22 protein-coding genes are annotated in these 21227 nt (G+C 75.7%); 13 read left to right on the plus strand and 9 right to left on the minus strand.

Annotation, left to right across the window (positions count from 1 at the left end; all coding sequences use genetic code 11):
- The first annotated feature begins 20 nt into the window (after nt 1-20).
- Entirely contained in the window at nt 21-614 is a 594-nt protein-coding gene (locus tag ACWIZO_RS20550) for a DUF4333 domain-containing protein (protein WP_448639484.1), read from the plus strand.
- 16 nt (nt 615-630) lie between these two features.
- On the opposite strand, the gene ACWIZO_RS20555 is transcribed toward ACWIZO_RS20550, so the two are convergent.
- Nucleotides 631-1551 (minus strand): 5'-3' exonuclease, encoded by a 921-nt coding sequence (locus tag ACWIZO_RS20555; protein ID WP_448642981.1) that lies wholly within the window; start codon nt 1549-1551, stop codon nt 631-633.
- Between the two features lie 77 nt (nt 1552-1628).
- Here ACWIZO_RS20555 and ACWIZO_RS20560 point away from each other — a divergent pair, with 77 nt between their 5' ends.
- The 3 genes from ACWIZO_RS20560 to ACWIZO_RS20570 all read left to right on the plus strand — a co-directional run bounded on the left by ACWIZO_RS20560 (nt 1629) and on the right by ACWIZO_RS20570 (nt 5530).
- Nucleotides 1629-2768, plus strand: coding sequence for a M24 family metallopeptidase (locus ACWIZO_RS20560; RefSeq protein WP_448639485.1), 1140 nt, complete (start codon nt 1629-1631; stop codon nt 2766-2768).
- Nucleotides 2743-3222 (plus strand): Lrp/AsnC family transcriptional regulator, encoded by a 480-nt coding sequence (locus tag ACWIZO_RS20565; protein ID WP_448639486.1) that lies wholly within the window; start codon nt 2743-2745, stop codon nt 3220-3222. The genes ACWIZO_RS20560 and ACWIZO_RS20565 overlap by 26 nt, the downstream gene beginning before the upstream one ends.
- 136 nt (nt 3223-3358) lie before the next feature.
- A complete protein-coding gene (locus ACWIZO_RS20570) occupies nt 3359-5530 on the plus strand; it encodes an intein-containing Rv2578c family radical SAM protein (RefSeq protein WP_448639487.1) in 2172 nt (723 codons plus the stop codon).
- Nucleotides 5531-5552: 22 nt separating this feature from the next.
- Here the strand turns inward: ACWIZO_RS20570 and ACWIZO_RS20575 are convergent, their stop codons facing one another.
- Nucleotides 5553-6407 carry a hypothetical protein gene (locus ACWIZO_RS20575; protein ID WP_448639488.1) on the minus strand — a complete coding sequence of 285 codons (855 nt, stop codon included), beginning with the start codon at nt 6405-6407 and terminating at the stop codon, nt 5553-5555.
- A 149-nt stretch (nt 6408-6556) separates the two neighbouring features.
- Here ACWIZO_RS20575 and ACWIZO_RS20580 point away from each other — a divergent pair, with 149 nt between their 5' ends.
- The gene (locus tag ACWIZO_RS20580; protein WP_448639489.1) at nt 6557-7705 is read left to right on the plus strand and encodes a carboxylate-amine ligase; all 1149 of its coding nucleotides are present in this window, start codon (nt 6557-6559) and stop codon (nt 7703-7705) included.
- 54 nt (nt 7706-7759) lie between these two features.
- Nucleotides 7760-8629: a lysophospholipid acyltransferase family protein gene (locus ACWIZO_RS20585; RefSeq protein ID WP_448639490.1), complete on the plus strand. Its 870-nt coding sequence runs from the start codon at nt 7760-7762 to the stop codon at nt 8627-8629.
- 29 nt (nt 8630-8658) lie between these two features.
- Here ACWIZO_RS20585 and ACWIZO_RS20590 read toward each other — a convergent pair whose 3' ends face one another.
- Nucleotides 8659-9192 (minus strand): GNAT family N-acetyltransferase, encoded by a 534-nt coding sequence (locus ACWIZO_RS20590; protein ID WP_448639491.1) that lies wholly within the window; start codon nt 9190-9192, stop codon nt 8659-8661.
- Nucleotides 9193-9270: 78 nt separating this feature from the next.
- On the opposite strand from ACWIZO_RS20590, the gene ACWIZO_RS20595 reads away from it, so the two are divergent.
- The 4 genes from ACWIZO_RS20595 to ACWIZO_RS20610 all read left to right on the plus strand — a co-directional run bounded on the left by ACWIZO_RS20595 (nt 9271) and on the right by ACWIZO_RS20610 (nt 13979).
- Entirely contained in the window at nt 9271-10797 is a 1527-nt protein-coding gene (locus tag ACWIZO_RS20595) for an amidohydrolase (RefSeq protein WP_448639492.1), read from the plus strand.
- Between the two features lie 185 nt (nt 10798-10982).
- Nucleotides 10983-12632, plus strand: a complete 1650-nt coding sequence (gene lnt / locus ACWIZO_RS20600; protein WP_448639493.1) for an apolipoprotein N-acyltransferase — start codon at nt 10983-10985, stop codon at nt 12630-12632.
- Nucleotides 12629-13423 (plus strand): polyprenol monophosphomannose synthase, encoded by a 795-nt coding sequence (locus ACWIZO_RS20605; RefSeq protein WP_448639494.1) that lies wholly within the window; start codon nt 12629-12631, stop codon nt 13421-13423. The genes lnt and ACWIZO_RS20605 overlap by 4 nt, the downstream gene beginning before the upstream one ends.
- 52 nt (nt 13424-13475) lie before the next feature.
- Nucleotides 13476-13979: an FxsA family protein gene (locus ACWIZO_RS20610; RefSeq protein ID WP_448639495.1), complete on the plus strand. Its 504-nt coding sequence runs from the start codon at nt 13476-13478 to the stop codon at nt 13977-13979.
- A gap of 94 nt (nt 13980-14073) precedes the next feature.
- On the opposite strand, the gene ACWIZO_RS20615 is transcribed toward ACWIZO_RS20610, so the two are convergent.
- From ACWIZO_RS20615 to ACWIZO_RS20630, 4 genes are all read right to left on the minus strand, one after another.
- Entirely contained in the window at nt 14074-14418 is a 345-nt protein-coding gene (locus ACWIZO_RS20615) for an RNA polymerase-binding protein RbpA (RefSeq protein ID WP_448639496.1), read from the minus strand.
- Between the two features lie 193 nt (nt 14419-14611).
- Nucleotides 14612-15262 (minus strand): thymidine kinase, encoded by a 651-nt coding sequence (locus tag ACWIZO_RS20620; RefSeq protein ID WP_448639497.1) that lies wholly within the window; start codon nt 15260-15262, stop codon nt 14612-14614.
- Nucleotides 15259-16608, minus strand: coding sequence for an MFS transporter (locus ACWIZO_RS20625; RefSeq protein WP_448639498.1), 1350 nt, complete (start codon nt 16606-16608; stop codon nt 15259-15261). Before ACWIZO_RS20625 ends, ACWIZO_RS20620 begins: the two co-directional genes overlap by 4 nt.
- 59 nt (nt 16609-16667) lie before the next feature.
- On the minus strand, nt 16668-17444 hold the full coding sequence (locus ACWIZO_RS20630) for a glycerophosphodiester phosphodiesterase (protein WP_448639499.1): 777 nt from the start codon (nt 17442-17444) through the stop codon (nt 16668-16670).
- A gap of 106 nt (nt 17445-17550) precedes the next feature.
- On the opposite strand from ACWIZO_RS20630, the gene ACWIZO_RS20635 reads away from it, so the two are divergent.
- Nucleotides 17551-17991: a hypothetical protein gene (locus ACWIZO_RS20635; protein ID WP_448639500.1), complete on the plus strand. Its 441-nt coding sequence runs from the start codon at nt 17551-17553 to the stop codon at nt 17989-17991.
- A 54-nt stretch (nt 17992-18045) separates the two neighbouring features.
- Here the strand turns inward: ACWIZO_RS20635 and ACWIZO_RS20640 are convergent, their stop codons facing one another.
- Together ACWIZO_RS20640 and ACWIZO_RS20645 are read right to left on the minus strand one after the other, a co-directional pair.
- The gene (locus ACWIZO_RS20640) at nt 18046-18288 is read right to left on the minus strand and encodes a hypothetical protein (RefSeq protein WP_448639501.1); all 243 of its coding nucleotides are present in this window, start codon (nt 18286-18288) and stop codon (nt 18046-18048) included.
- 517 nt (nt 18289-18805) lie between these two features.
- A complete protein-coding gene (locus ACWIZO_RS20645) occupies nt 18806-19759 on the minus strand; it encodes an ABC transporter permease (protein WP_448639502.1) in 954 nt (317 codons plus the stop codon).
- A 67-nt stretch (nt 19760-19826) separates the two neighbouring features.
- Here ACWIZO_RS20645 and ACWIZO_RS20650 point away from each other — a divergent pair, with 67 nt between their 5' ends.
- Together ACWIZO_RS20650 and ACWIZO_RS20655 are read left to right on the plus strand one after the other, a co-directional pair.
- A complete protein-coding gene (locus ACWIZO_RS20650; RefSeq protein ID WP_448639503.1) occupies nt 19827-20684 on the plus strand; it encodes an ABC transporter permease in 858 nt (285 codons plus the stop codon).
- A 54-nt stretch (nt 20685-20738) separates the two neighbouring features.
- Complete coding sequence (locus ACWIZO_RS20655; RefSeq protein WP_448639504.1) at nt 20739-21104, plus strand: VOC family protein; 366 nt, start codon at nt 20739-20741, stop codon at nt 21102-21104.
- Nucleotides 21105-21227: the final 123 nt, after the last annotated feature.

Raw genomic sequence — 21227 nt, forward strand, 5'->3', positions numbered from 1 at the left:
TCGGAGGAAGAGGAGCGACGATGAGCAACCCACCGCAGGGTGGCCAGCCGGGTCAGTACGGGCACCCGGAGCAATACGGGCAGCAGCCCGGCCCCTACGGCCCACCGGGGCCGTTCGGCCAGCCGGGCCAGTACGGCCAGCCGGGTGGGCAGTACGGACAGCCGGGTCCGTGGGGGCCGCCGGGCGGCTACCAGCAGCCGGGGCCCTACGGCCAGCCCGGCCCCTACGGGCAGCCCGCCGCGCCCGGCCAGCCGTTCGGGCCCTCCGGCCAGCCCGGCTTCGGCCAGCCCGGCTTCGGGCCGCCCCCGAAGAAGTCGCGCACCCGCCCGCTCATCGGCACGGCGATGGCCGTGGTCCTCATCGGCGTCGGGATCCTCCTGGCGCTGCTCCTCGGCCGCGACGTCCTGGACGGCGACCGGGCCGAGGAGGACATCGCCCAGCAGTACCAGGAGACCTTCGGCGTCGGCATCGACGTCGACTGCGACGACGAGCTGATCGTGCGCGACGGCGCCACCTACGAGTGCTCGGGCACCACCGAGGACGGCGAGGACGTGACCATCCGGATCGCGATCACCGACGAGGACTCGGCGGCCTACACCTGGCAGGTCGTCTGACCCGGGCCGGCCGGCGTCACCGGTCCAGGACGTCGGCCGGCCACCCCAGGGCCGCGCCCAGCCGCCCGATCGAGGAGCGCAGGCCGTGTGCGTCGGCGAGCGCCGCCAGCGCGGCGGGGTCGGCCGGCCGGCGGGGGAGCGCACCCTCCACGGCGGGCAGGTCGACGTCCCGGGCCACGGCCACCACGACCGGGGCGGCGTCGAGGTACTCGCCGCCGGCGTGCAGCCTCTTGAGGACGGCGGCGGTGAGCGGCGCCCTCGGCACCCCGGTGCGCGCCGCGGCCGCCCGGATGCCGGCCAGGTCGCCGAACTCGGTGACCAGCGCCGCCGCCGTCTTCGCGCCGATGCCGGCCACGCCGGGCAGCCCGTCGCTGGGGTCGCCGCGCAGGACGGCGAAGTCGGCGTACGCCCGCCCCGGGATCCCGTACTTCGCGCTCACCGCCGCCTCGTCGACCACCTCGATGTCGGCGATGCCCCGGTTCGTGTAGAGCACCCGGATCCCGCGGGCGTCGTCGACGAGCTGGAACAGGTCGCGGTCGCCGGTGACGACGTCGACCGGGCCGCGTGCGCGGGTGGCCAGCGTGCCGATGACGTCGTCGGCCTCGTAGCCCGGCGCCCCGACCCGGGCGATGCCGGCCGCGGCCAGCACGTCGACGAGGACCGGCACCTGCGGCGCCAGCTCGTCGGGGGTCTCCTCCCCGCCGTCGGGGGAGAGCCGGTGCGCCTTGTAGGAGGGCAGCGCCTCGACGCGGAAGGCCGGGCGCCAGTCGTCGTCCCAGCAGGCCACCAGCCGGTCGGGGGAGTGCGCGGTGAGCAGCCGGGCGGTCATGTCCAGGAACCCGCGGACGGCGTTCACCGGCCGGCCGTCGGGGGAGGTCACGCTGGTCGGGACGCCGTAGAAGGCCCGGAAGTAGAGGCTCGCGGCGTCGAGCAGCATCGTCGTCACGGGCGGGGACGGTAACGGTCCGGCGAACCCGGGCGGGCGCGGTCGGTGCCCGGGGTTAGTGTCCGGGCGTGGCAACGACCGCGGGGGCCCTCGTCACCATCGACCGCGTGTACGCCGCGCGCGCCGTCGCCGCGGAGCTCGGCGTCGACGTCCTCGTGCTCACCCCGGGGTCGGACCTGCGCTACCTCACCGGCTACGACGCGCACGCGATGGAGCGGCTGACCGCCCTCGTCGTCCCGCGCAGCGGCGAGCCGCTGCTGGTCGTCCCGCGGCTGGAGGCCCCGATGGTCGCCGCGAGCCCCGCCGGCGCGCTCGACCTGGACCTGCACGCCTGGGCCGAGACCGACGACCCCTTCGCCGTCGTCGCGCGCGCGGTCACCACCCGGCTCGGGACCGCGCCGGCCCGGGTGGCCGTCGGCGCCCGCACCTGGGCCGAGCACGCCCTGGGCGTGCACCGGGCGCTGCCCGGCTCTGCGCTGGAGCTGGCGACGCCGGTCCTCGACCGGCTGCGGGTGGTGAAGACCGCTCCCGAGGTCGAGGAGCTCGCCGCGGCCGGTGCGGCCATCGACCGCGTGCACGCGCGGATGGGGGAGTGGCTGCGGGTGGGCCGCAGCGAGGCCGAGGTGGGCGCCGACATCGCCGCGGCGATCCTGGCCGAGGGCCACGTCGGGGTGGACTTCACCATCGTCGGGTCCGGGCCCAACGGCGCCAGCCCGCACCACGAGCTCTCCGACCGGGTGGTGCGGGCCGGCGACCTCGTCGTCGTCGACATCGGCGGGGAGACCGTGACCGGTTACCGCTCCGACTGCACCCGCACTTACGTCGTCGGCGGCGAGCCCGACGCCGAGGTGGCCGAGTGGTACGCCGTCCTGCAGGACGCGCAGCAGGCCGCGGTGGCCGCCGTCCGGCCCGGGGTGACCGCCGAGCAGGTCGACGCCGTGGCCCGCGACCGGATCACCGCGGCCGGCTGGGGCGAGCACTTCATCCACCGCACCGGCCACGGCATCGGCCTGGACACCCACGAGGCGCCCTACATCGTGGCGGGCAACGACCTGCCGCTCGAGGCCGGCATGGCCTTCTCGGTGGAGCCGGGCATCTACCTCGCCGGCCGGTGCGGAGCGCGGATCGAGGACATCGTCGTGTGCACCGACGAGGGCGTGCGCGCACTGAACCGGGGTCCCCGTGAGCTCGTCGTCCTCCCCGGCTGAGCCCGGGGCACCGACCGCCCCGGACGTCGACCGGGCCCTGCTCGCGGCCCTCGCCCGCGACGGGCGGGCCAGCTACACCGAGCTGGCCGAGCGGGTCGGCCTGTCGGTGTCGGCGGTGCACCAGCGGGTGCGGCGCCTGGAGCAGCGCGGGCTGATCACCGGCTACCGGGCCGGCATCGACGCGCGTCAGCTCGGACTCGGGATGACCGCGTTCGTCTCGATCACCCCGCTCGACCTCGCCGAGGCCGACGACGCCCCGGCCAAGCTGGCCCACCTGTCCGCGATCGAGGCCTGCCACTCGGTGGCGGGGGTGGCGAGCTACCTGCTGAAGGTCCGGGTGGCCTCTCCGGAGGCCCTCGAGGCGCTGCTGCGGGAGATCCGGGCGACGGCGAACGTCAACACCCGCACCACCGTCGTCCTCTCCACCTTCTACGAGGACCGGCCGCCGCTCTGATCCGGCCCACCGGCGACGGATGGCACACGTCGTCACCACGACCGTTATCCCCAACTGTACGATGACGCTTTTGGGGAAATCTCCGCACATCAACGAGCCGGCTGGACAGGTCCTCGAACGTGTGTTCGCATGAGGCGTGCGATGGGACACCCGGCGCCTCGACGACGGGGACGCGACGCTGCTGCCCGGCATGCCCAGCACACGGGGACTGCTGCGCAGCGTCGAGGTGTCCGAGTTCCCGGGTGTGACGCTGCACGAGGTGCTGTGCCGGTCGGCGCTCAACGCGGTGCCCGACGGCTCCCGGGTGCCCTTCCGCTACACGATCAACCCCTACCGGGGCTGCCTCCACCAGTGTGTGTACTGCCTGGCCGGTGACACGCTGGTCCTGATGGCCGACGGTCGGCAGCGGCCCATCGCTGATCTGCGGGTCGGCGACCGCGTCGTCGGCACCGAGCGGCGTGGGACCTACCGCCACTACGTCCAGACCGAGGTCCTCGCCCACTGGAACACCGTGAAACCGGCCCGACGGATCGTCCTCGCCGACGGCACGGACATCGTCGCGAGCGGCGACCACCGGTTCCTGAGTGCCCGGGGCTGGAAGTACGTCTCCGGCACGACGTCGGGACGCGAGCGCCGACCCCACCTGACGACCAACGACGAATTGCTCGGCTTCGGGCGGTCCGGCGTCGCGCCGGCCGTCTGCGCGGAGTACCGCCGCGGCTACCTCACCGGGATGGTGCGCGGCGACGGGCACCTGGGGACCTACCACTACGACCGTCCCGGCCGTCGGCACGGAGACGTGCACCGATTCCGGCTCGCGCTCACCGACGTGGAGGCGCTCAACCGCGCGCAGGGGTTCCTGGCCGAGGCCGGTATCCGCACCGATCGCTTCGACTTCACCGCCGCCACGGCGACGCGACGGGCGATGACCGCCATCAGGACGTCGGCCGAGGTGTCCGTCGCCCGGATCACCGAGCTGGTGGCCTGGCCCGACGACCCGAGCACGGCCTGGCAGCGCGGCTTCCTCGCCGGCATCTTCGACGCGGAGGGCAGCAGGAGCCGTGTCCTGCGCATCACCAACACCGATCCGGAGATGCTGGTCCGGACACAGCGGGCCTGTTCGACCTTCGGTTTCGAGACCGTCCTCGAGGACCACCACCGCGCCAACGGTCTGTCTTCTGTCCGCCTGCGGGGTGGACTCCGGGAGCAACTGCGTTTCGTCCACCTCGTCGACCCAGCGATCCGCCGGAAGTGCGGTGTCGAGGGCATCGCGGTCAAGAACGACGCCGATCTGCGGGTGGTCGAGGTGCGGGACCTCGGACTCGAGGTGCCCATGTTCGACATCACCACCGGCACCGGTGACTTCGTCGCCAACGGCGTCATCAGTCACAACTGCTTCGCCCGGTCGACGCACGAGTACTTGGACCTGGACGCCGGGCGGGACTTCGACACGCAGATCGTGGTGAAGACCAACCTGGTCGAGGTGCTGCGCCGCGAGCTGGCCCGGCCGTCGTGGAAGCGCGAGCACGTGGCGCTGGGCACCAACACCGACCCCTACCAGCGCGCCGAGGGCCGCTACCGGCTCATGCCCGGGGTGATCCGGGCGCTGGCCGACTCCGGGACGCCGTTCTCCGTCCTGACCAAGGGCACGCTGGCCCGCCGCGACGTCCCCCTGCTGGCCTCGGCGGCCCGGGACGTCCCGGTGGGCTTCGGTGTCTCCCTGGCCATCTGGGACGAGCAGCTGCACGCCGGCCTCGAGCCGGGCGTGCCCTCGCCGCGGGCCCGGCTGGACCTGGTGCGCGCGATCACCGACGCCGGCCTGCCGTGCGGTGTCTTCCTCGCTCCGGTGCTGCCCGGCCTCACCGACCGGCGCAGCGACCTCGACGCCGCCCTGGCCGCCGTCGCCGCGGCGGGGGCGACCGGGGTGACGGTCGTGCCGTTGCACCTGCGTCCCGGCGCGCGTGAGTGGTTCTCCGCGTGGCTGGCCCGGGAGCACCCCGCGCTCGTGGGCCGCTACCGCCAGCTGTACCGGGGTGGCGCCTACGTGCCCGCCGAGTACCGGGCGTGGCTGGCCGAGCGGGTCGCGCCGCTGCTGCGCCGCCACGGCCTGGACGGCTCCTCCGCAGGGCAGGTGCGGGGCGCCGGCGGGACGGCGGCCTCCGGGGTGCCCGGCGAGGACGAGGCGGCGTTCCCCGCCGGCAGCCTGCCGCCGGTCCGCGACGGGGGACCGGCACCGGCCCGGCGCCCGCGCGCCCGCGCCTCGGCGGTGGGGGAGAGCGACCTCGCCGAGCAGCTGCGCCTGCTGTGACCCGGTGGGGGAGGGGAGGGGCTCAGCCAGCCGGCGCGCCGGCAGCGCGGTTGGCCCGGGCGGCGCGCTCGGCCCGGACCGCGCCGCGCTCGGCCACCGGCTCGGCGCCCGCGGCCAGGGCCAGGCGGCGGTAGGAGTCGTAGGAGAGCGTCTCGTAGACGGCGGCCAGCGCCTCGGCCCGGGCCCGCCGCGCGCCGGCGCTGGTCGCGCGCAGGTGCAGCGCGGTGCGGACGGCGTGCTTGGTGAAGGTGACCTGCAGCGCCTGGCTGGACAGCCGGCCCCCCACGTGTGAGGTGTAGCCGGGGCCGCGCCGCAGCGCCGGCAGCACCCAGGGGCTCTCGGCCAGCGCCGGGAAGCGGTTGCGCACGGCCTCCCAGGCGTGCCAGGCGGACAGGGCGCCGGGCACCGACCACTCGCCGTCGTCGGTGCGCACCAGCAGCCGGCGGGTCGTCGGGTGGACCTGGTCGCGGCGCAGGTCGCGGAAGGCGCCGACCGGGGCCGGCCAGCGCAGCGCGATCGCGCACCAGACGACGGTGCGCAGGTGCTCGGGCTGCTCGCTGCGGACCTCGGTCAGCGGCCGCAGGTCCAGCGTGCGGGGGTCGGGCTCCGGGGTCGGCGGCACGGGCAGCGGGACGCCCCCGTAGCGGGCGACCTTGCTGTAGAGCGTGACGGTGGCCGGCTTCCAGCCCCGCGCCGCGGCGACGTCGTCCATGCCCCCGGCCGCGAGCTCCTCCGGGCCCAGGCCCAGCTCCAGGGCGGCGTCGATCAGCCGGCGCCACTGGACGGCGTAGCCCTCCGGCGGCACCAGCCGCTGCCAGGCCCGTGCCGCCGGCGGGGACGGCATCTCCGGGAGGGGGTGCTGCCAGCTCCGGCTCATGTCCTCACCATACCCGTTATCCCCAACAAATACATTAACTATTACAGTTGCGCCTACGGCGCCCATCCCCTCCTACTCGCAAGGCCCCTTTCGGTCGGATCGCCGTCGTCCGTCCTGCGAGGTGGAGCACCGCCGACCACGATGTGCCGGTGCGCACGGTGGGGGTCGAGGAGGAGCTGCTGGTCGTCGACCGATCTGGGGTGCCGGTGCCGCTGGGCCCCGAGGCCCTCGCGGTGGCCTCGCGGCGGGGCGAGGGGGAGACACCCGAGGAGCACGACCGTGCTCCGCACGCGGGGGAGGAGGGCCGACAGGAGTCGCCGGGCCACCTCGTCCCCGAGCTGATGCAGCAGCAGCTGGAGCTGGGCACCCGCGTGTGCACCGACCTGGCCGAGGTGAGCGGGGAGCTGCGGTACTGGCGCGGCCGGGCCGACGCCGCGGCGCGAGCCGTGGGTGCCCGGGTGGCTGCCCTGGCCAGCTCACCGGTGGCCGTGGAGCCGGTGACCACGCCGGGGGAGCGGTACGAGGAGATGGCGGCGACCTTCGGGCTCACCGCGCTCGAGCAGCTGACCTGCGGCTGCCACGTGCACGTCTCGGTCGCCGACGACGAGGAGGGCGTCGCCGTCCTCGACCGGATCCGGACCTGGCTGCCGGTGCTCACCGCGCTGACGGTCAACTCGCCGTTCTGGCTGGGCCGCGACAGCGGCTACGCCAGCTTCCGGTCGCAGTCGTGGAACCGCTGGCCCTCCTCGGGCGCCACCGAGCTGTTCGGCGACGCCGCGACCTACCACCGGGTGGTCGCCGACCTGGTGGCGACGCGGACGATCGTCGACGCCGGGATGGTCTACTTCGACGCCCGGCTGTCGCAGAGCTGGCCGACCGTCGAGGTGCGCATCGCCGACGTCTGCCTGCGCGTGGAGGACGCCGTCACCCACACCGGGCTCGTCCGCGGGCTGGTGGAGACCGCCGCCCGCGAGTGGCGGGCCGGGCGGACGGCGCCCGGCGCGCGCAGCGAGCTGCTGCGGGTGGCCGCGTGGCGGGCCGGGCGCTCGGGCACCGCCGGTGAGCTGGTGCACCCGCTCACCGGTCGTCCCGCCCCGGCCGCCGACGTCGTGGCCGCCCTGCTCGAGCACGTCACGCCGGCGCTGGAGGACACGGGGGACCACGCCCGGGTGTCGGAGGGCGTGGCCGAGATCCTGTCCCGGGGGACCGGCGCGGAGCTGCAGCGGCGGGTGCACCGCGACACCGGTGAGCTCGCGGCCGTCGTCCGCGCCGCCGTGGACGTGACGGCCGGGCGGTGACGGCCGGCGAGCAGCCGCCGGGTGACCTCCGACTCCGCCGGTTATCGTCCCGCCATGTACACCGTGAGGTGGCGTGACGTCGTCCGGGGCGATCTGTTCGGGCCGCGGCCCGACCGACGCGACCGGCCCTACCGGTTCGTCATCCGGCTGGCGCTGGTGGTCTTCCGGCTGTTGGGGCTGCGCTTCGACGTCCGGGGCTCCGGGCACGTCCCGGCCGGCGGCGGGGCGGTGATCTGCAGCAACCACGTCAGCTACCTGGACTTCACCTTCCTCGGGCTGGCCGCGCTGCCGCGGCACCGCCTGGTGCGGTTCATGGCCAAGGCCTCGGTGTTCGGTCACTGGTTCGCCGGGCCGTTCATGCGGGCGATGCAGCACATCCCGGTCGACCGCACGGCCGGCGCCGCGGCCTTCGACGCCGCCGTCCGCGCGCTCAAGGACGGCCAGCTCGTCGGGGTCTTCCCCGAGGCGACGATCAGCCAGAGCTTCACCGTCAAGGGCCTCAAGGCCGGGGCCGCGCGCATGGCCATCGACGCCGGGGTGCCGATCGTGCCCGCCGCGGTGTGGGGTGGGCACCGGGTGGCCACCAAGAAGCACCCGGTGGACCTGCGGCGGGGCAAGGCGGTGACCGTGCTGCTGGGGGAGCCGATCACGCCCGAGCCCGGCGAGCGGCCCGCAGCGCTGCTGGCCCGCACCCACAGCGCCATGGAGCGCCTGCTCGACGAGGCCCAGCGCACCTATCCGCAGCAGCCGGCCGGCCCCGACGACCGGTGGTGGCTGCCGGTGCACCTGGGGGGCACGGCACCCACGCTGGAGGAGGCCGACGCGCGCGACCGGGCCGACGCCGCCGGGCACCGCACGAGGGTGCGCACCTCCCGCCGGGCGCGGCTGCGCGCCCGCCTCACCGGCCGCCGCGGGCGGCGGTGACCGGGCGGCGGTGACCGGCCGGCGCTGGCTCAGTAGACGACGGACGGCGCCATGAGGCGGAACGCCTCGAGCTCGACGTCGTACCAGCGGCGCATCCGTCCCAGCGGCTGCATGCCCAGCCGCCGGCAGACCGCCAGGGAGGCCTCGTTGCCGGGCCGGACGACGGCGTAGACCTCGGGCAGGCCGGCGCCGAAGGCCCGCTCGACGACGGCCCGCGCGGCCTCGGTGGCGTAGCCGTGGCCCCAGCTGTCGGGGTGCAGGTGCCAGCCGACCTCGATCTCCCCGACGCCGTCGGGCAGCGGCTTGAGCAGCACGGTGCCGGCCACCGCCGGCGCGCCGTCGCGGACCTCGATGGCCCAGCAGCCGCAGCAGGGGTCGACGCGGGGGATCTGCGCCCACCGGGCCACCAGCTCCGCCGGCCCCACCGACGGCGGCCCGCCGAGCCAGCGGGTGACCTCCTCGCGGCCGTAGAGGTCGGCCAGGCGGGCCAGGTCGTGGCGGCCGGTGGTCCACGGGCGCAGCCGCAGCCGGGAGGTGAGCACTTCCCCGTCCCGGTCCGGCACCGCTCCTGCCTACCGCCGGGGACCGGCCCCGGCCACCCGGGGCCGGCGTCGCGCGGGGGAGCCGTCATGCTCGGCGGCATGCGCCCCGACGACACGGACCTGCTGCTCTCCGACGTCATCGTCGGCGACCGCCCCGGTCGCGCGGTGCACGTCGTCGACGGCCGGATCGGCTGGCTCGGGGCGGCGGCCGACGCCCCGAGCGCCGGCCGGGTGTTGGCGGGGGAGGGGGCGCTGCTCACCCCGGCGTTCGTGGACGCGCACGTGCACGCCACCGCCACCGGCCTGGCGCTCACCGGTCTCGACCTCCACTCGAGGTCGAGCCTGGCCGAGGCGGTGGCCGCGGTGGCGGAGGCGGTCCGCGGCGGGCCGCCGGGGATCGTGCTGGGCACCGGGTGGGACGAGACCGGCTGGCCGGAGGGCCGCGGGCTCACCCGCGCCGACCTCGACGCCGTCGTCGGCGACCGGCCGGCCTACCTGGCCCGGGTGGACGTGCACTCGGCGACGGTCTCCACGGCGCTGCTGGACCTCGTCCCGGGGGTGCGCGACCTGCCCGGTTTCTCGCCGGACGGGCGGCTGCGCCTCGACGCCCACCACGCCGCCCGGCAGGCCGCCCACGGTGCGGTGACCGCAGCCCAGCGCGCGGCCGCGCAGGGGGCGACGCTGGCCGAGGCGGTGCGCCTGGGGATCGGCAGCCTGCACGAGATGGCCGGGCCGGAGGTGTCCGGCGCCGAGGACCTGCGGGCGCTGCTGGCCCTCGCCGGGCGTCGGCCCGGGCCGCGGGTGGCCGGCTACTGGGGGGAGCTGGTCGAACGCGGCGGCCTGGACCTGGTGCGGGAGCTGGGCCTGGCCGGCGCCGGCGGCGACCTGTTCTGCGACGGCGCCCTCGGCTCGCACACCGCGGCGCTGAGCGGCCCCTACCGCGACCGCCCCGACACCGCGGGCGCGTTGCGGTTCGCCACCGCGCAGCTGGTCGAGCACGTCCGCGCCTGCACCGCGGCGGGCGTGCAGGCCGGGTTCCACTGCATCGGTGACGCCGCGGTGGACCAGGTGCTCGACGCGGTCGGGGCCGTCGTCGCCGAGCTCGGCCTGCCCGCGGTGCGCGCCTGCCGGCACCGGCTCGAGCACGTGGAGATGGCCGGGCCCGGCGCGGTGGAGCGGATGCGGGCGTGGGGGATGGTGGCCAGCGTCCAGCCGGCCTTCGACGCGGCGTGGGGCGGGGAGGCCGGGATGTACGCCGAGCGGCTCGGCGCCGAGCGGGCCCTGGCCGCCAACCCCTTCGCCGACCTCGCCGACGCCGGGGTCGCCCTGGCCCTGGGCAGCGACGCCCCGGTCACCCCCATGGACCCGTGGGGCGGGGTGCACGCCGCCGTCGACCACCGCACGCCCGGAGCGGGTCTGCGGCCCTTCGACGCCTTCGACGCGGCCACCCACGGCGGCTGGCACGCTCTGCGGTCGGAGACCGCGGCCGGGCCGCTAGCGGTGGGCGCGCCGGGCGACCTGGCGCTGTGGGCCACCGGGTCGACCCTGTCCGGCGTGCTCGAGCGGCGCGAGCGGCCGGGCTGCCGGGCCCTGGTGGTGGCGGGGCACACGCTGCAGTCGCTGTAACGGGACGCCCGGCCGGGTGCGGCGACCGCACTGCCGGGCGACCTCGCCGGTCGCAGCTCCGGTCGGGCCGGGCGGGATGGGATGCTGGTCGGTGGACCACACCGTGGTCTGCAGCCGCGGGGGACGCGGGTGCCAGCCGGACGCCCGGGCCCTGCCCGCGGCTCGACGTCGCGGGGAGGCCGGCGGTGGCTGCAGCGGCCGTGCACGACACCGCGACCGCGGGCGCCGGCACGACGCAGGTCCCGGCCCGACGGGGGCTGCCGTGGCGCACCGCGCTGGCCGCGGCCGGCGGGGTCCTGCTGCTGCTCGCCTTCCCCGGGTGGTCGCTGCCGCCGCTGGCCGTGCTGGGACTGGCGGCCCTGGCGCTGGCCGTGCACCGGCAGCGGGCGCGCGCCGGCGCGTGGCTGGGCCTGGTGTTCGGGCTGGCCTTCTTCGTGCCGCTGCTGTCGTGGAGCGGCACCTACGTCGGCGCGTTCCCGTGGCTGGCGCTCGCTGCCTCCCAGGCGGCGTTCCTCGCCCTGCTGGGAGCGGCGACGGCCGCCACCTCCCGGCTGCCGCTGTGGCCGCTGTGGACGGCGGCGCTGTGGGTGGCCGACGAGGCCCTGCGCGGCCGGGTCCCCTTCGGCGGCTTCCCCTGGGGCCGGCTGGGCTTCAGCCAGACCGACGGCCCGTTCCTCGCCCTCGCCGCCTACGGCGGGGTGCCGCTGGTCGGCTTCGCCGTGGCCCTGACCGGTGCGCTGGTGGCCGCCGCCGTCCTCGCGCTCGTCCGTGCCCGCCGGGCGGCCGACGCCGCCGCCGTGGGCGGGCGCCGCCGGGCGGTGCGGACGGCGGTGCGGACGGCGGCGGCCGCCCTGGCCGGGGCGGCCGCCGTCCCGCTGCTCGGCGGGCTGGCCTGGCTGCCCCTGCCCGGCTCCTCGCTCACCGCCGGCGGCCCGGCGGTGACCGTCGCCGTCGTCCAGGGCGACGTCCCCGAGGCGGGCCTGGAGTTCAACGCGCGACGCCGGGCGGTGCTGGACAACCACGTGCAGCGCACCCTCGAGCTGGCCGCGCGGGTCGCCGCCGGGGACGAGCCCGCGCCGGACCTGGTGGTGTGGCCGGAGAACAGCTCCGACATCGACCCCTACCTCAACGCCGACGCCGCCCGGCAGATCGACCGTGCCGCCGAGGCGGTCGACGCGCCGATCCTCGTCGGCGCCGTCCTCGACGGGCCCGGCCGGTTCATCAGCAACACCGCGATCGTGTGGGAGCCCGGGACCGGGCCGGGCGACACCTACGTCAAGCGCCACCCCGTGCCGCTGGCCGAGTACGTGCCGGCGCGGGGGTTCTTCCGCTTCTTCAGCGACAAGGTCGACCTGGTGCGCCGCGACTTCACCGCCGGCACCGAGGTCGGCGTGCTCGACGTCGGCGACGCCCGCGTCGGCGACGTCATCTGCTTCGAGGTGGTCTACGACTCCCTCGTGCACGACACCGTGGAGGCCGGCGCCGGCATGCTCGTCGTCCAGACCAACAACGCCACCTTCGGGTTCACCGACGAGAGCGCGCAGCAGGTCGCCGCGGCGCGGGTGCGGGCGGTGGAGAGCGGCCGGTCGGTCGCGCTGGCCTCCACCAGCGGCATCTCCGCGGTGATCGCCCCCGACGGGTCGCTGGCCGCCTCGTCCGGGCTGTTCGAGCCGGCGGTGCTGGTCGCGGCGATCGCCCAGCGCGACGCGGCGACCGTGGCCACGCGGCTCGGCGCGGCGCCGGAGTGGGCGCTGTGCGCGCTGGGCGCCGCCGCGGTGCTGGCGGCTGCTGCCCCGGCGGTGCGCCGGCGGGTGCGCGCCGGAGGCGCCCGGTGACGGCGGCACCGCGGGTGCTCGTGGTCATCCCCACCTACGACGAGGTGGACAACCTCGAGCCGATCCTCGACCGGCTGCACGCCGCCGTCCCCGGGGCGCACGCCCTGGTCGTCGACGACGGCTCGCCCGACGGCACCGGCGAGCTCGCCGAGAAGCTCGCCGCCGAGGACGCCCGGGTGCACGTGCTGCGGCGGACCGAGAAGTCCGGCCTGGGACCGGCCTACGTCGCCGGGTTCCGGTGGGGACGTGAGCACGGCTACGACGTCCTGGTCGAGATGGACGCCGACGGCTCCCACCACCCCGAGCAGCTGCCGCGGCTGCTGGCCGCCCTGGCCGACGCCGACCTGGTGCTGGGCTCGCGCTGGGTGCCCGGCGGCCGCGTGGAGGACTGGCCGCGCCGGCGGCTGCTGCTGTCGCGGGTGGGCAACCGCTACACCCGGTGGGCGCTGCGGCTGCCGCTGGCCGACGCGACCGGGGGGTTCCGGGCCGTCCGCGGCGACCTGGTCGACCGGCTGCCCTTCGCAGAGGTGGCCAGCCAGGGCTACTGCTTCCAGGTCGACTGGGCCTGGCGCGCCTGGCGGTCGGGCGCCCGCGTGGTGGAGGTGCCGATCACCTTCACCGAGCGGGCGTACGGCAGGAGCAAGATGACCGCCTCGATCGTTGAGGAGGCGTTGGTACGGGTCACGTGGTGGGGCCTGCAGGACCGGCTGGCCGACCGGCTGCCGGGCCGGGTCCCCCGCGCCGTACCGGGACGGGTCCGCGACGGCGGGCGGTCCAGCGCGGTCCGGTAGGCGGACCCGGGCCGCCGGCACGAGCGGGCCGAGGAGAGCCGTGGGACACCGCGTGAGGGTGCTGGCGGGGCTGTGGGCCCTGGCCGAGGTCGTCGTCTTCGTCCTGGTCGCTGCGTGGATCGGGGTGGGCGCGACACTGCTGGCGGCGCTGGCCACCACCGTGCTGGGCTGGGTGCTGCTGACCCGTCAGGGCACCCGCGCCCTGGCCGAGCTGCGCGAGCGGGCGCAGGCGCACCGGCCGGCCGGCCGCGCCGCCACCGACGCCGGCCTGGTCGCCGCCGGCGGGGCGCTCATGGTGCTGCCGGGCTTCCTGGGGGACGCCGTCGGGCTGCTCTGCCTGCTGCCGCCGACCCGGCCCCTGGTGCGGGCCACCGTGGTCCGCGGGCTGACCCACGGCCTGGCGGGCCGGCTCGGGGCGGCCGGTCCGGTGCGGGTCCGCAGCACCCGGGTGCCCGGCGCGGCCTCCCCCCGCCCCACACCGGGGGGGCGGTCGGGATCCACGGCGTCGCGGGTGATCGAGGGCGAGGTCGCCGGTGAGGAGCACCTGACCCGCTAGGAGGCCAGGGCCGCACACTCCCGGACGCGGAACGGCCCCGGTGGGGGATCCCACCGGGGCCATCGAGCGTCGATCCGGCGTCGACCGGACCAGCTCAGCTGGCGCGGGTCCGCCGGCCGCGGAGCACCTCGAGGCGCTCGGCGAGGACCTCCTCGAGATCCTCCACGGAGCGGCGCTCCAGGAGCATGTCCCAGTGGGTCCGCGGCGGCTTGACCTTCTTGGGGGTCGGCTCGGTGCCACCGACCAGCTTGGCCGCGGCGCCGTCGAACTTGCACTCCCAGGTGTCGGGCACCTCGGCGTCGTCGGCGAAGGGCACGGTGAACTGGTGGCCCGCGGGACACTTGTACTCGGCGTACTGCCGCTCGATCGGCGCGGTGTTCCGCTCGGTCTCGTAGCTCACGCTGCCCAGTCGGCTGCCGCGCAGGGAACGCTCGCCCATGGCACACCGTCCTCTCGTGCTGGTGGAGTCGGTCAGGAGTCCTCGTCGCAGCTGGGAGCTACCCACTGCGCAGGGGAGTCGAAAGAGACCAACGACGGATTTCGCGAAGAGATTCCGCTGAGTCGGTTCCAGATCATCGCATGGGGTGGTATTGGCCCGCGCGGTGACCCCCCGTCCGGGGGAGGAGGCGGCCTCAGGGGAGGGCCAGCTGCCCGGGACCGGCCGCCGTCGGGCCCAGCTGGCCGAGGACGTGGTGGCGCCAGCACAGCACCTGGTAGTGCACCTCGCCGCCGGGGGCGGCGTCGTCGGCCACGCCGGGCGCCGGGGTCGGTGCGGTGTCGGCGACGACGACCGTGGCGCCCGAGCGGACCATCGCCCCGTCGACGACGCGGGCGTTGAGCAGCCCGGGCGCGCCGCACCAGCACAGCACCTCGACCTGGATGCGCTGGACGTCGTCGGCGACCTCGAGCAGCCGCCGGGTACCCGGGAACAGGCGGGTCCGGAAGTCGGTGGTCAGGCCGAAGGCGTAGACGTCGACGTGCGAGGCGTCGACGAGCCCGGCGAGCTGGTCGACCTGGGTGGGGGTGAGGAACTGCGCCTCGTCGACGACGAGGTAGTCCACCCGCCGGCCCGCGGCCCAGTGGCTGCGCACCAGCAGCAGCAGGTCGGTGCCGGGGTCGACCTGCTCGGCGGCGCGGCGCAGCCCCACCCGGGAGCTGATCTGCGGGGTCGACTTCCCGCAGTCCATCGGCCCGTGGAAGAACCGCAGGTGCGCCGGGGCGGGTGCGGCCCGCCGTCCCCCGGCCGCGGGCACCGACACCGAGTCGGCTGCGGGACCGCTCACAACCGCTCGGGAGGCGTGTTGCCCGCTGCCACGACGGCCCGGCGGATCGGCAGCCGCACCAGCAGCACGAACCCGGCGACGAAGAACACCACCAGGCTGGTGATCGCCGAGCGGTAGGAGCCGGTGAGCTGGTAGGTCAGGCCGAACAGCAGCGGCCCGAGCCAGCTGGTCCCGCGGTCGCTGATCTCGTAGAAGCTGTAGTACTCGGCCTCCTCGCCGGCCGGGATCAGGTGGCTGAACAGCGACCGCGACAGCGCCTGCGTGCCGCCCTGCACCAGCCCGATGACGGCGGCCAGCGCGTAGAACTGCGCGACCGCGCCCTCCTCCAGCGCGTAGGCGGCGACCAGCACCGCCGTCCAGGCCACCAGGCAGCCCAGGACGGTGCGCAGCGCGCCGTACCGGGCCGCCACCCGGCCCAGGCCCAACGCCCCGAAGACGGCGACCACCTGGACCATGAGGATCGCCCCGGTGAGCACCGACTGGGACAGCCGCAGCTCCTCGCTGGCGTAGGTGGCCGACAGCGCGATGACCGTCTGGACGCCGTCGTTGAACAGCAGGTACGCGCCGAGGAACCACAGCGTCAGCGGAAAGGCGCGCATCCTCCGCAGCGTCGCCCGCAGCTGACCGAGACCGCTGCTCACCGGGCCGTGCGCGGCTCCCGGCGGGCGGTCGCGCAGCAGCGTCACGGTGACCAGGGTGAACAGGCCCCACCACAGCCCCGCCGTGGCCAGGCAGATCCGCACCGCCTCGCCGCTGGTCAGGCCCAGGGAGCCCGCGCCGAGGAAGAGCCCCAGGTGGACGGCCAGCAGCAGCGCGCCCCCGACGTAGCCGAACGCCCAGCCGCGGCTGGACACCGCGTCGCGCTCGTCGGGCCCGGCCAGGTCGGGCAGCCAGGAGTAGTAGACGACGGTCGCGGCCCCGAAGCAGACGTTGGCGACGACGAACAGCGCCGCCCCCAGCAGGTAGCGCCCGTCGGCGACGAAGAACAGGCAGGTCGCGGCCACGGCGCCCAGCGCGGTCAGCCCGCCGAGCAGGTGCCGCTTGCGGCCGGTGCGGTCGGCGACCGCACCGGTCAGGGGCAGGACGAGGACCTGCACGAGCACCGAGAAGGACAGGACGTAGGAGAACCAGCTGCCCGGCGGGATCGACAGGCCGAGGAACGGCAGCCGGCCGTCGGCCCCCGCGGCGTCCTCGGCCACCGAGGTCAGGTACGGGCCCAGGAAGACCGTGGTGACGCTGGTGTTGAACACCGACATCGCCCAGTCGTAGGAGTACCAGCCGAAGCGCTCGCGGCGCAGCGCGGGATCGACGGGGCGGGCGCCGGCGTCGACGTCGGGGGCGGTCACGGGCGCAGGGTGTCAGCCGGGACCGGTGCGGTCCAGCACCGTCCGGTCACGGATCGTGCTCACCGGGGTGTCCACTGGCCGCGTTGCTCGAGCAGGCCCTTGAGCATCGACGGGCGGTCGGTCATGACCCCGTCCACCCCCAGGTCGAGCATCGCCGTGGCCTCCTGCACGGTGTCGACCGTCCACACGTGCACCTGCAGGCCCCGGGCGTGCGCGGCGGCGACGAACCGCTCGTCGACCAGCGCCCGCCCGCCCAGCTGCAGCGGCACCTGCGCGCACCCGGCCGGCACGCGGACCAGCCCGGCGGCGCGGGGGGAGTAGGAGGACAGCCGCAGGGCCGCGACCCCGCGCGGGCCCAGCGAGGTGCACACCGCCGGCCCGAACACCCGCCGGGCGGCGGCCAGACGCGCGTCGGAGAACGAGCCCAGGCAGATGCGGTCGGCGACCCCGGTCCGGCGGACGCTGTGCACCAGCGGGGCCAGGACGCCGGCCGCCTTGATGTCGAGGTTGAACCGGACGTCGGGCCAGGCGCCGAACAGCTCGTCGAGCCGCAGGACCGGCTCGCGTCCGCCGATCCGCGCCGCGGCCACCTCCGCCCACGGCAGCTGCTCGAGACGGCCGGTCCGGTCGGTCACGCGGTCGAGGGTCGGGTCGTGGAAGACGACCGGGACGCCGTCGGCGGTGACCCGCACGTCGGTCTCCAGGTACCGGTACCCCATCGCCACGCAGGCCTCGAACGCCGGCATGGAGTTCTCCAGGTGCTCGACCGCGCCGCCGCGGTGGGCCATCGCCAGGGGGGTCGGTCCGTCGAGGAAGGCATACCGGACCGGAGGCACGCGCGACACGCTAGTGCCGGGCTCCGACACGCCGGGCCCGACCTCCGCGGAGCCGTGTCGGGCGTGTCCGGCGGGACTGTCGGTGGCGCCGTCTAACGTGCCCGCCGTGACACAGCAGCACACCCGCACGGCGGTCCGGAAGGTGGTCGCGACGACGACGGAGCAGGACACGGTGGTGCCCGACGAGGCCGCCGGCCGGCAGGGGAGTGGTGCCGAACGCCGGTGCGGGTGGTGCCGTCGGGTCCTGCCCCGGGCCGGGTCCGTCGGGCGGCCGCGCATGTACTGCGGCCAGGCCTGCCGGCAGCGCGCCTACGAGCAGCGCAACGCCACGGCCCGCGCCGGCCTGCCCGGCGACGTCGTGCTGGTCACCCGCGCCGAGCTCGACGGCCTGCAGGACCGGCTCTACCAGCTGCGGTGCGCCATCGAGGACGTGCAGACGCTGCTGTCCGAGCGCCACACCAAGGCCGAGCTCGAGCGCTCGCTGGCCGACCTGGTGCACTCCACCGGCCGGCTGGACCGGCTCTGGGTCACCGAGCGCGCCGGCTGACCTCCCACCTCCGGCCGGTCGTCACGTCGGTCGTCCGGTCCGGCTCAGTCCGGCTCAGTCCGGGTCCTGGGTGTCGTCGTCCTGGTCCTCGGGCGCACCCGGGTCCGGGTTGCTGTTGTCCGGGAGGTTGTCCTGCGACTCCTCCGACGGGTCGCCGCCGCTGGTGTTCCCGCTGTCGTCGGTCGTGCCGTCGTTGCGGTCCTGGCCCGCCGGGTCGCCGCACGCCGTCAGCGTGGCACCGCCGCCGAACAGTGCCAGCGCGGTCATCAGAGCGGCGATCGGGCGTCGGAGTTCCATGACGTCGACCCTACGGAGCGACAGGGCCAGCCGCCCGTCGAAGCCCCCAGCCCACCCGCATTCCGTCACTGTGACGGATTGTGGGTGGTTCCGGCCCGGATGGTGGGGAGGAGCGGCGCCTGACCCCAGAGGTCACCGGACACCCGGCACGGCGACGAGGACGAGGACGGCGGCGCGGTGGCCGACGGACGGGACGACGACAGGAGAGGTGAAGCCGGAGATCCCGGGGACCCCTGGGGACCCCGGAAGCCGGAGCACGAGATGGCGACCGGGTGTCATCAGGCCGGGGCCCGGCGACCAGCGGTGGGCCGCGGGCGGTCGACGTCGGTCCCAGGACGCCGACGCCAGGGGTCGCGCGTCGGTGCGGACACCGGTGTCAGGACGCCGACCGGACGTGTCGGTGCCTGGCCATGGACGGGGCCGGGACGACCGTGCGGCCTCCTCGCTCCGCCCGTCCACCCTGTGCCGATAATGCACATTATGTCAGGTTGTCGGGATCTGGCCGCCTCCCCGGCCCTCAGGTCACCGACCCCAGCCGCACGCGAGGGTCGATCGCCGCCGCTGCGACGTCGGCGAGTGCGTTGACCACGATGACCGCGGCGATGACGACCGTGGTGAGCCCGACCAGCATCGCCCGGTCGTGCCCCTGGATCGACCGCAGGATGGCGTTGCCGATGCCCGGCATCCCGAACACGCCCTCGACGACGACCAGCCCGACGAACAGCTGGCCCACGTTCGCGGCCACGAAGGTCACCACCGGCGTCAGCGCCGGCCGCAGCGCGTGCACCCCGACCACTCGCCACGGCCCCAGCCCGCGGCCGTACGCCGCCCGGACGAAGGGAGCGTGCAGGGTGTCCTGCACCTCGGCGCGGGTGATCAGCGCGACGTACCCGGTCGACAGCGCCGCGAGGGCGATCACCGGCAGCACGTAGCCCGCCGGGCCACCGGACGCGCCCGAGAACGGTACCCACCGCAGTTCCTGGACGAACACGAGGTGCAGCACGTACGCCGCGACGACCACCGGTGTGCCCACCAGCAGCGTCGCCGCGACGTGGACGCCGGCGCCTCTCCACCGCCCGCCGGCGGCCAGCGCCCCGGCGAGCACCCCGACGACCAGTTGGACGACGACGGCTCCGGCGAGCAGCACGGCGCTCACCGGTGCGGTCACGGCCACCACGTCGGCGACGGCCGGACCGGCCACCGTGCTGGCGCCCGGGTTGGGCGGCAGTCCCCGGCCCCAGTCCCCCGTGAGCAGGTCCCGCAGGTACAGGCCGTACTGCACCGGCAGCGGCTCGTCGAGGCGGTACTCCTCGCGGATCCGGGCGTAGAGCTCCGGAGGCGGCGGTTGGAAACCGAACAGGGCACGCACCGGGTCACCAGGCAGTTGCGTCATGGCGAGGAAGACCAGCGTCACGGCCGCCCACAGGCTGAGCACCATCTGCACGAGACGGCGGACGGCGAAGGCGAGCACGGCGCCATCGTGGCAGGACCATGATCGCCCGGTCGCGCGGACGGCACCGCTCGGTCACACTCCGCGCGTGCCGCCGCCACCCGCACCTCCCCTGCCCACGGCGGGACGGGCGGCACGCCGGCGTCGCCCGAACGGCCCGCTGGCCGCCGCGACGGTGCTCCTGGCGGTGCTGGCCGTGATGGCCGCGGCGCCCTGGGCGCTCACCGGTGCCGACCCGCACGCCTGCGACCTCGCCCGGTCGCTGGCGACGCCGTCATGGGCACACCCGTTCGGCACCGACGTCTTCGGGTGCGACCTGGTCGCCAAGACCGTGTACGGAGCCCGGACGTCGCTGGCGCTCGCGGTCGCCGTCGTCCTCGTCTCCGGGCTCGTGGCGCTCCTGTTCGGGACCGTGGCCGGGTACGCCGGCGGCCTGCTCGACGGCCTCGTCTCCCGCGCCACCGACGTGTGGTCGGGCATCCCCCTCGTCCTCGGCGGCGTCGTCCTGCTCAGCGGCACCGACCGGCGCGGCGTGGGGCAGGTGGTCCTCGTGCTGGCGGTCTTCAGCTGGCCGCCCATGCTCCGCATCGTGCGCGCCGCCACCCGTCAGGCGATGACCCTCGACCACGTCACGGCGGCACGCGCGCTGGGCGCCGGCCCCCTGCGGCTGCTGTCCCGGCACGTGGTGCCCCACACCATCCGGCCGCTGCTGGTGTTCGGCAGCGCCTACACCGGCTTCCTCGTGTCGGCCGAGGCGGTGCTGACCTACGCCGGGGTCGGCCTGCAGCGCCCGACGGAGTCCTGGGGCATCCTGCTGCAGCAGGGCGGCGAGGCGGCGTCGCGGGCACCGCACACCCTGCTCGGGCCCAGCCTCGTCCTGGTCGTGGCGGTGACCGCCTTCGTGCTGCTCGGCGAGGGGCTGCGGACACGCCCGGCGCACCGCTGAGTCCGGCCGGCGCGGACGGTCGTCCCTGCACAGCCCCGAGCTCGAGGAGGTCCCGTGCCGAGCACCGTCCAGCCCGTCCTGGTCACCGGCGACGTCGCGCGCCTGATCCGCTTCTACACCGGGGTGGCCGGCGCGGTCCCGACCGACCGCGTACCCGACGACGGTCCGGTGTTCTTCCAGGGCCTGCGGATCGGTGACAGCGACCTGGGCATCGTCGTCGACACGGACGTCAGCACCGGCTCCCCCGGCCGGGTGCTGCTCAGCATCGAGGTGGACGACGTCGACGCCGCACTCCCCCGCGTCGTCGAGCTCGGCGGCTCGTCACCGAGTGCCCCCAACGACATGCCCTGGGGGCAGCGCGTGGCCCACGTCCGAGACCCCGACGGCAACGCCGTCAACCTGACGACGACGCAGGTTTGACCTGTCGTTGATGCTCTAGCGGTGCGTCAGCACCGCCATCTGTATTGATAAGACGTATGTTGGGGATAACGGTAGAGGAGCGCGGTCCGGTCGGATGACCTCCGTCGCCGCCCCACACCCGCC

The organism is Geodermatophilus sp. URMC 63, from assembly GCF_053502565.1.

Coding starts and splice junctions, on each gene's coding strand:
- ACWIZO_RS20550 (WP_448639484.1), top strand. CDS start 21: ATGAGCAACCCACCGCAGGGTGGCCAGCCGGGTCAGTACGGGCACCCG.
- ACWIZO_RS20555 (WP_448642981.1), bottom strand. CDS start 1,551: ATGCTGCTCGACGCCGCGAGCCTCTACTTCCGGGCCTTCTACGGCGTC.
- ACWIZO_RS20575 (WP_448639488.1), bottom strand. CDS start 6,407: ATGAGCCGGAGCTGGCAGCACCCCCTCCCGGAGATGCCGTCCCCGCCG.
- ACWIZO_RS20585 (WP_448639490.1), top strand. CDS start 7,760: ATGTACACCGTGAGGTGGCGTGACGTCGTCCGGGGCGATCTGTTCGGG.
- ACWIZO_RS20595 (WP_448639492.1), top strand. CDS start 9,271: ATGCGCCCCGACGACACGGACCTGCTGCTCTCCGACGTCATCGTCGGC.
- ACWIZO_RS20615 (WP_448639496.1), bottom strand. CDS start 14,418: ATGGGCGAGCGTTCCCTGCGCGGCAGCCGACTGGGCAGCGTGAGCTAC.
- ACWIZO_RS20640 (WP_448639501.1), bottom strand. CDS start 18,288: ATGGAACTCCGACGCCCGATCGCCGCTCTGATGACCGCGCTGGCACTG.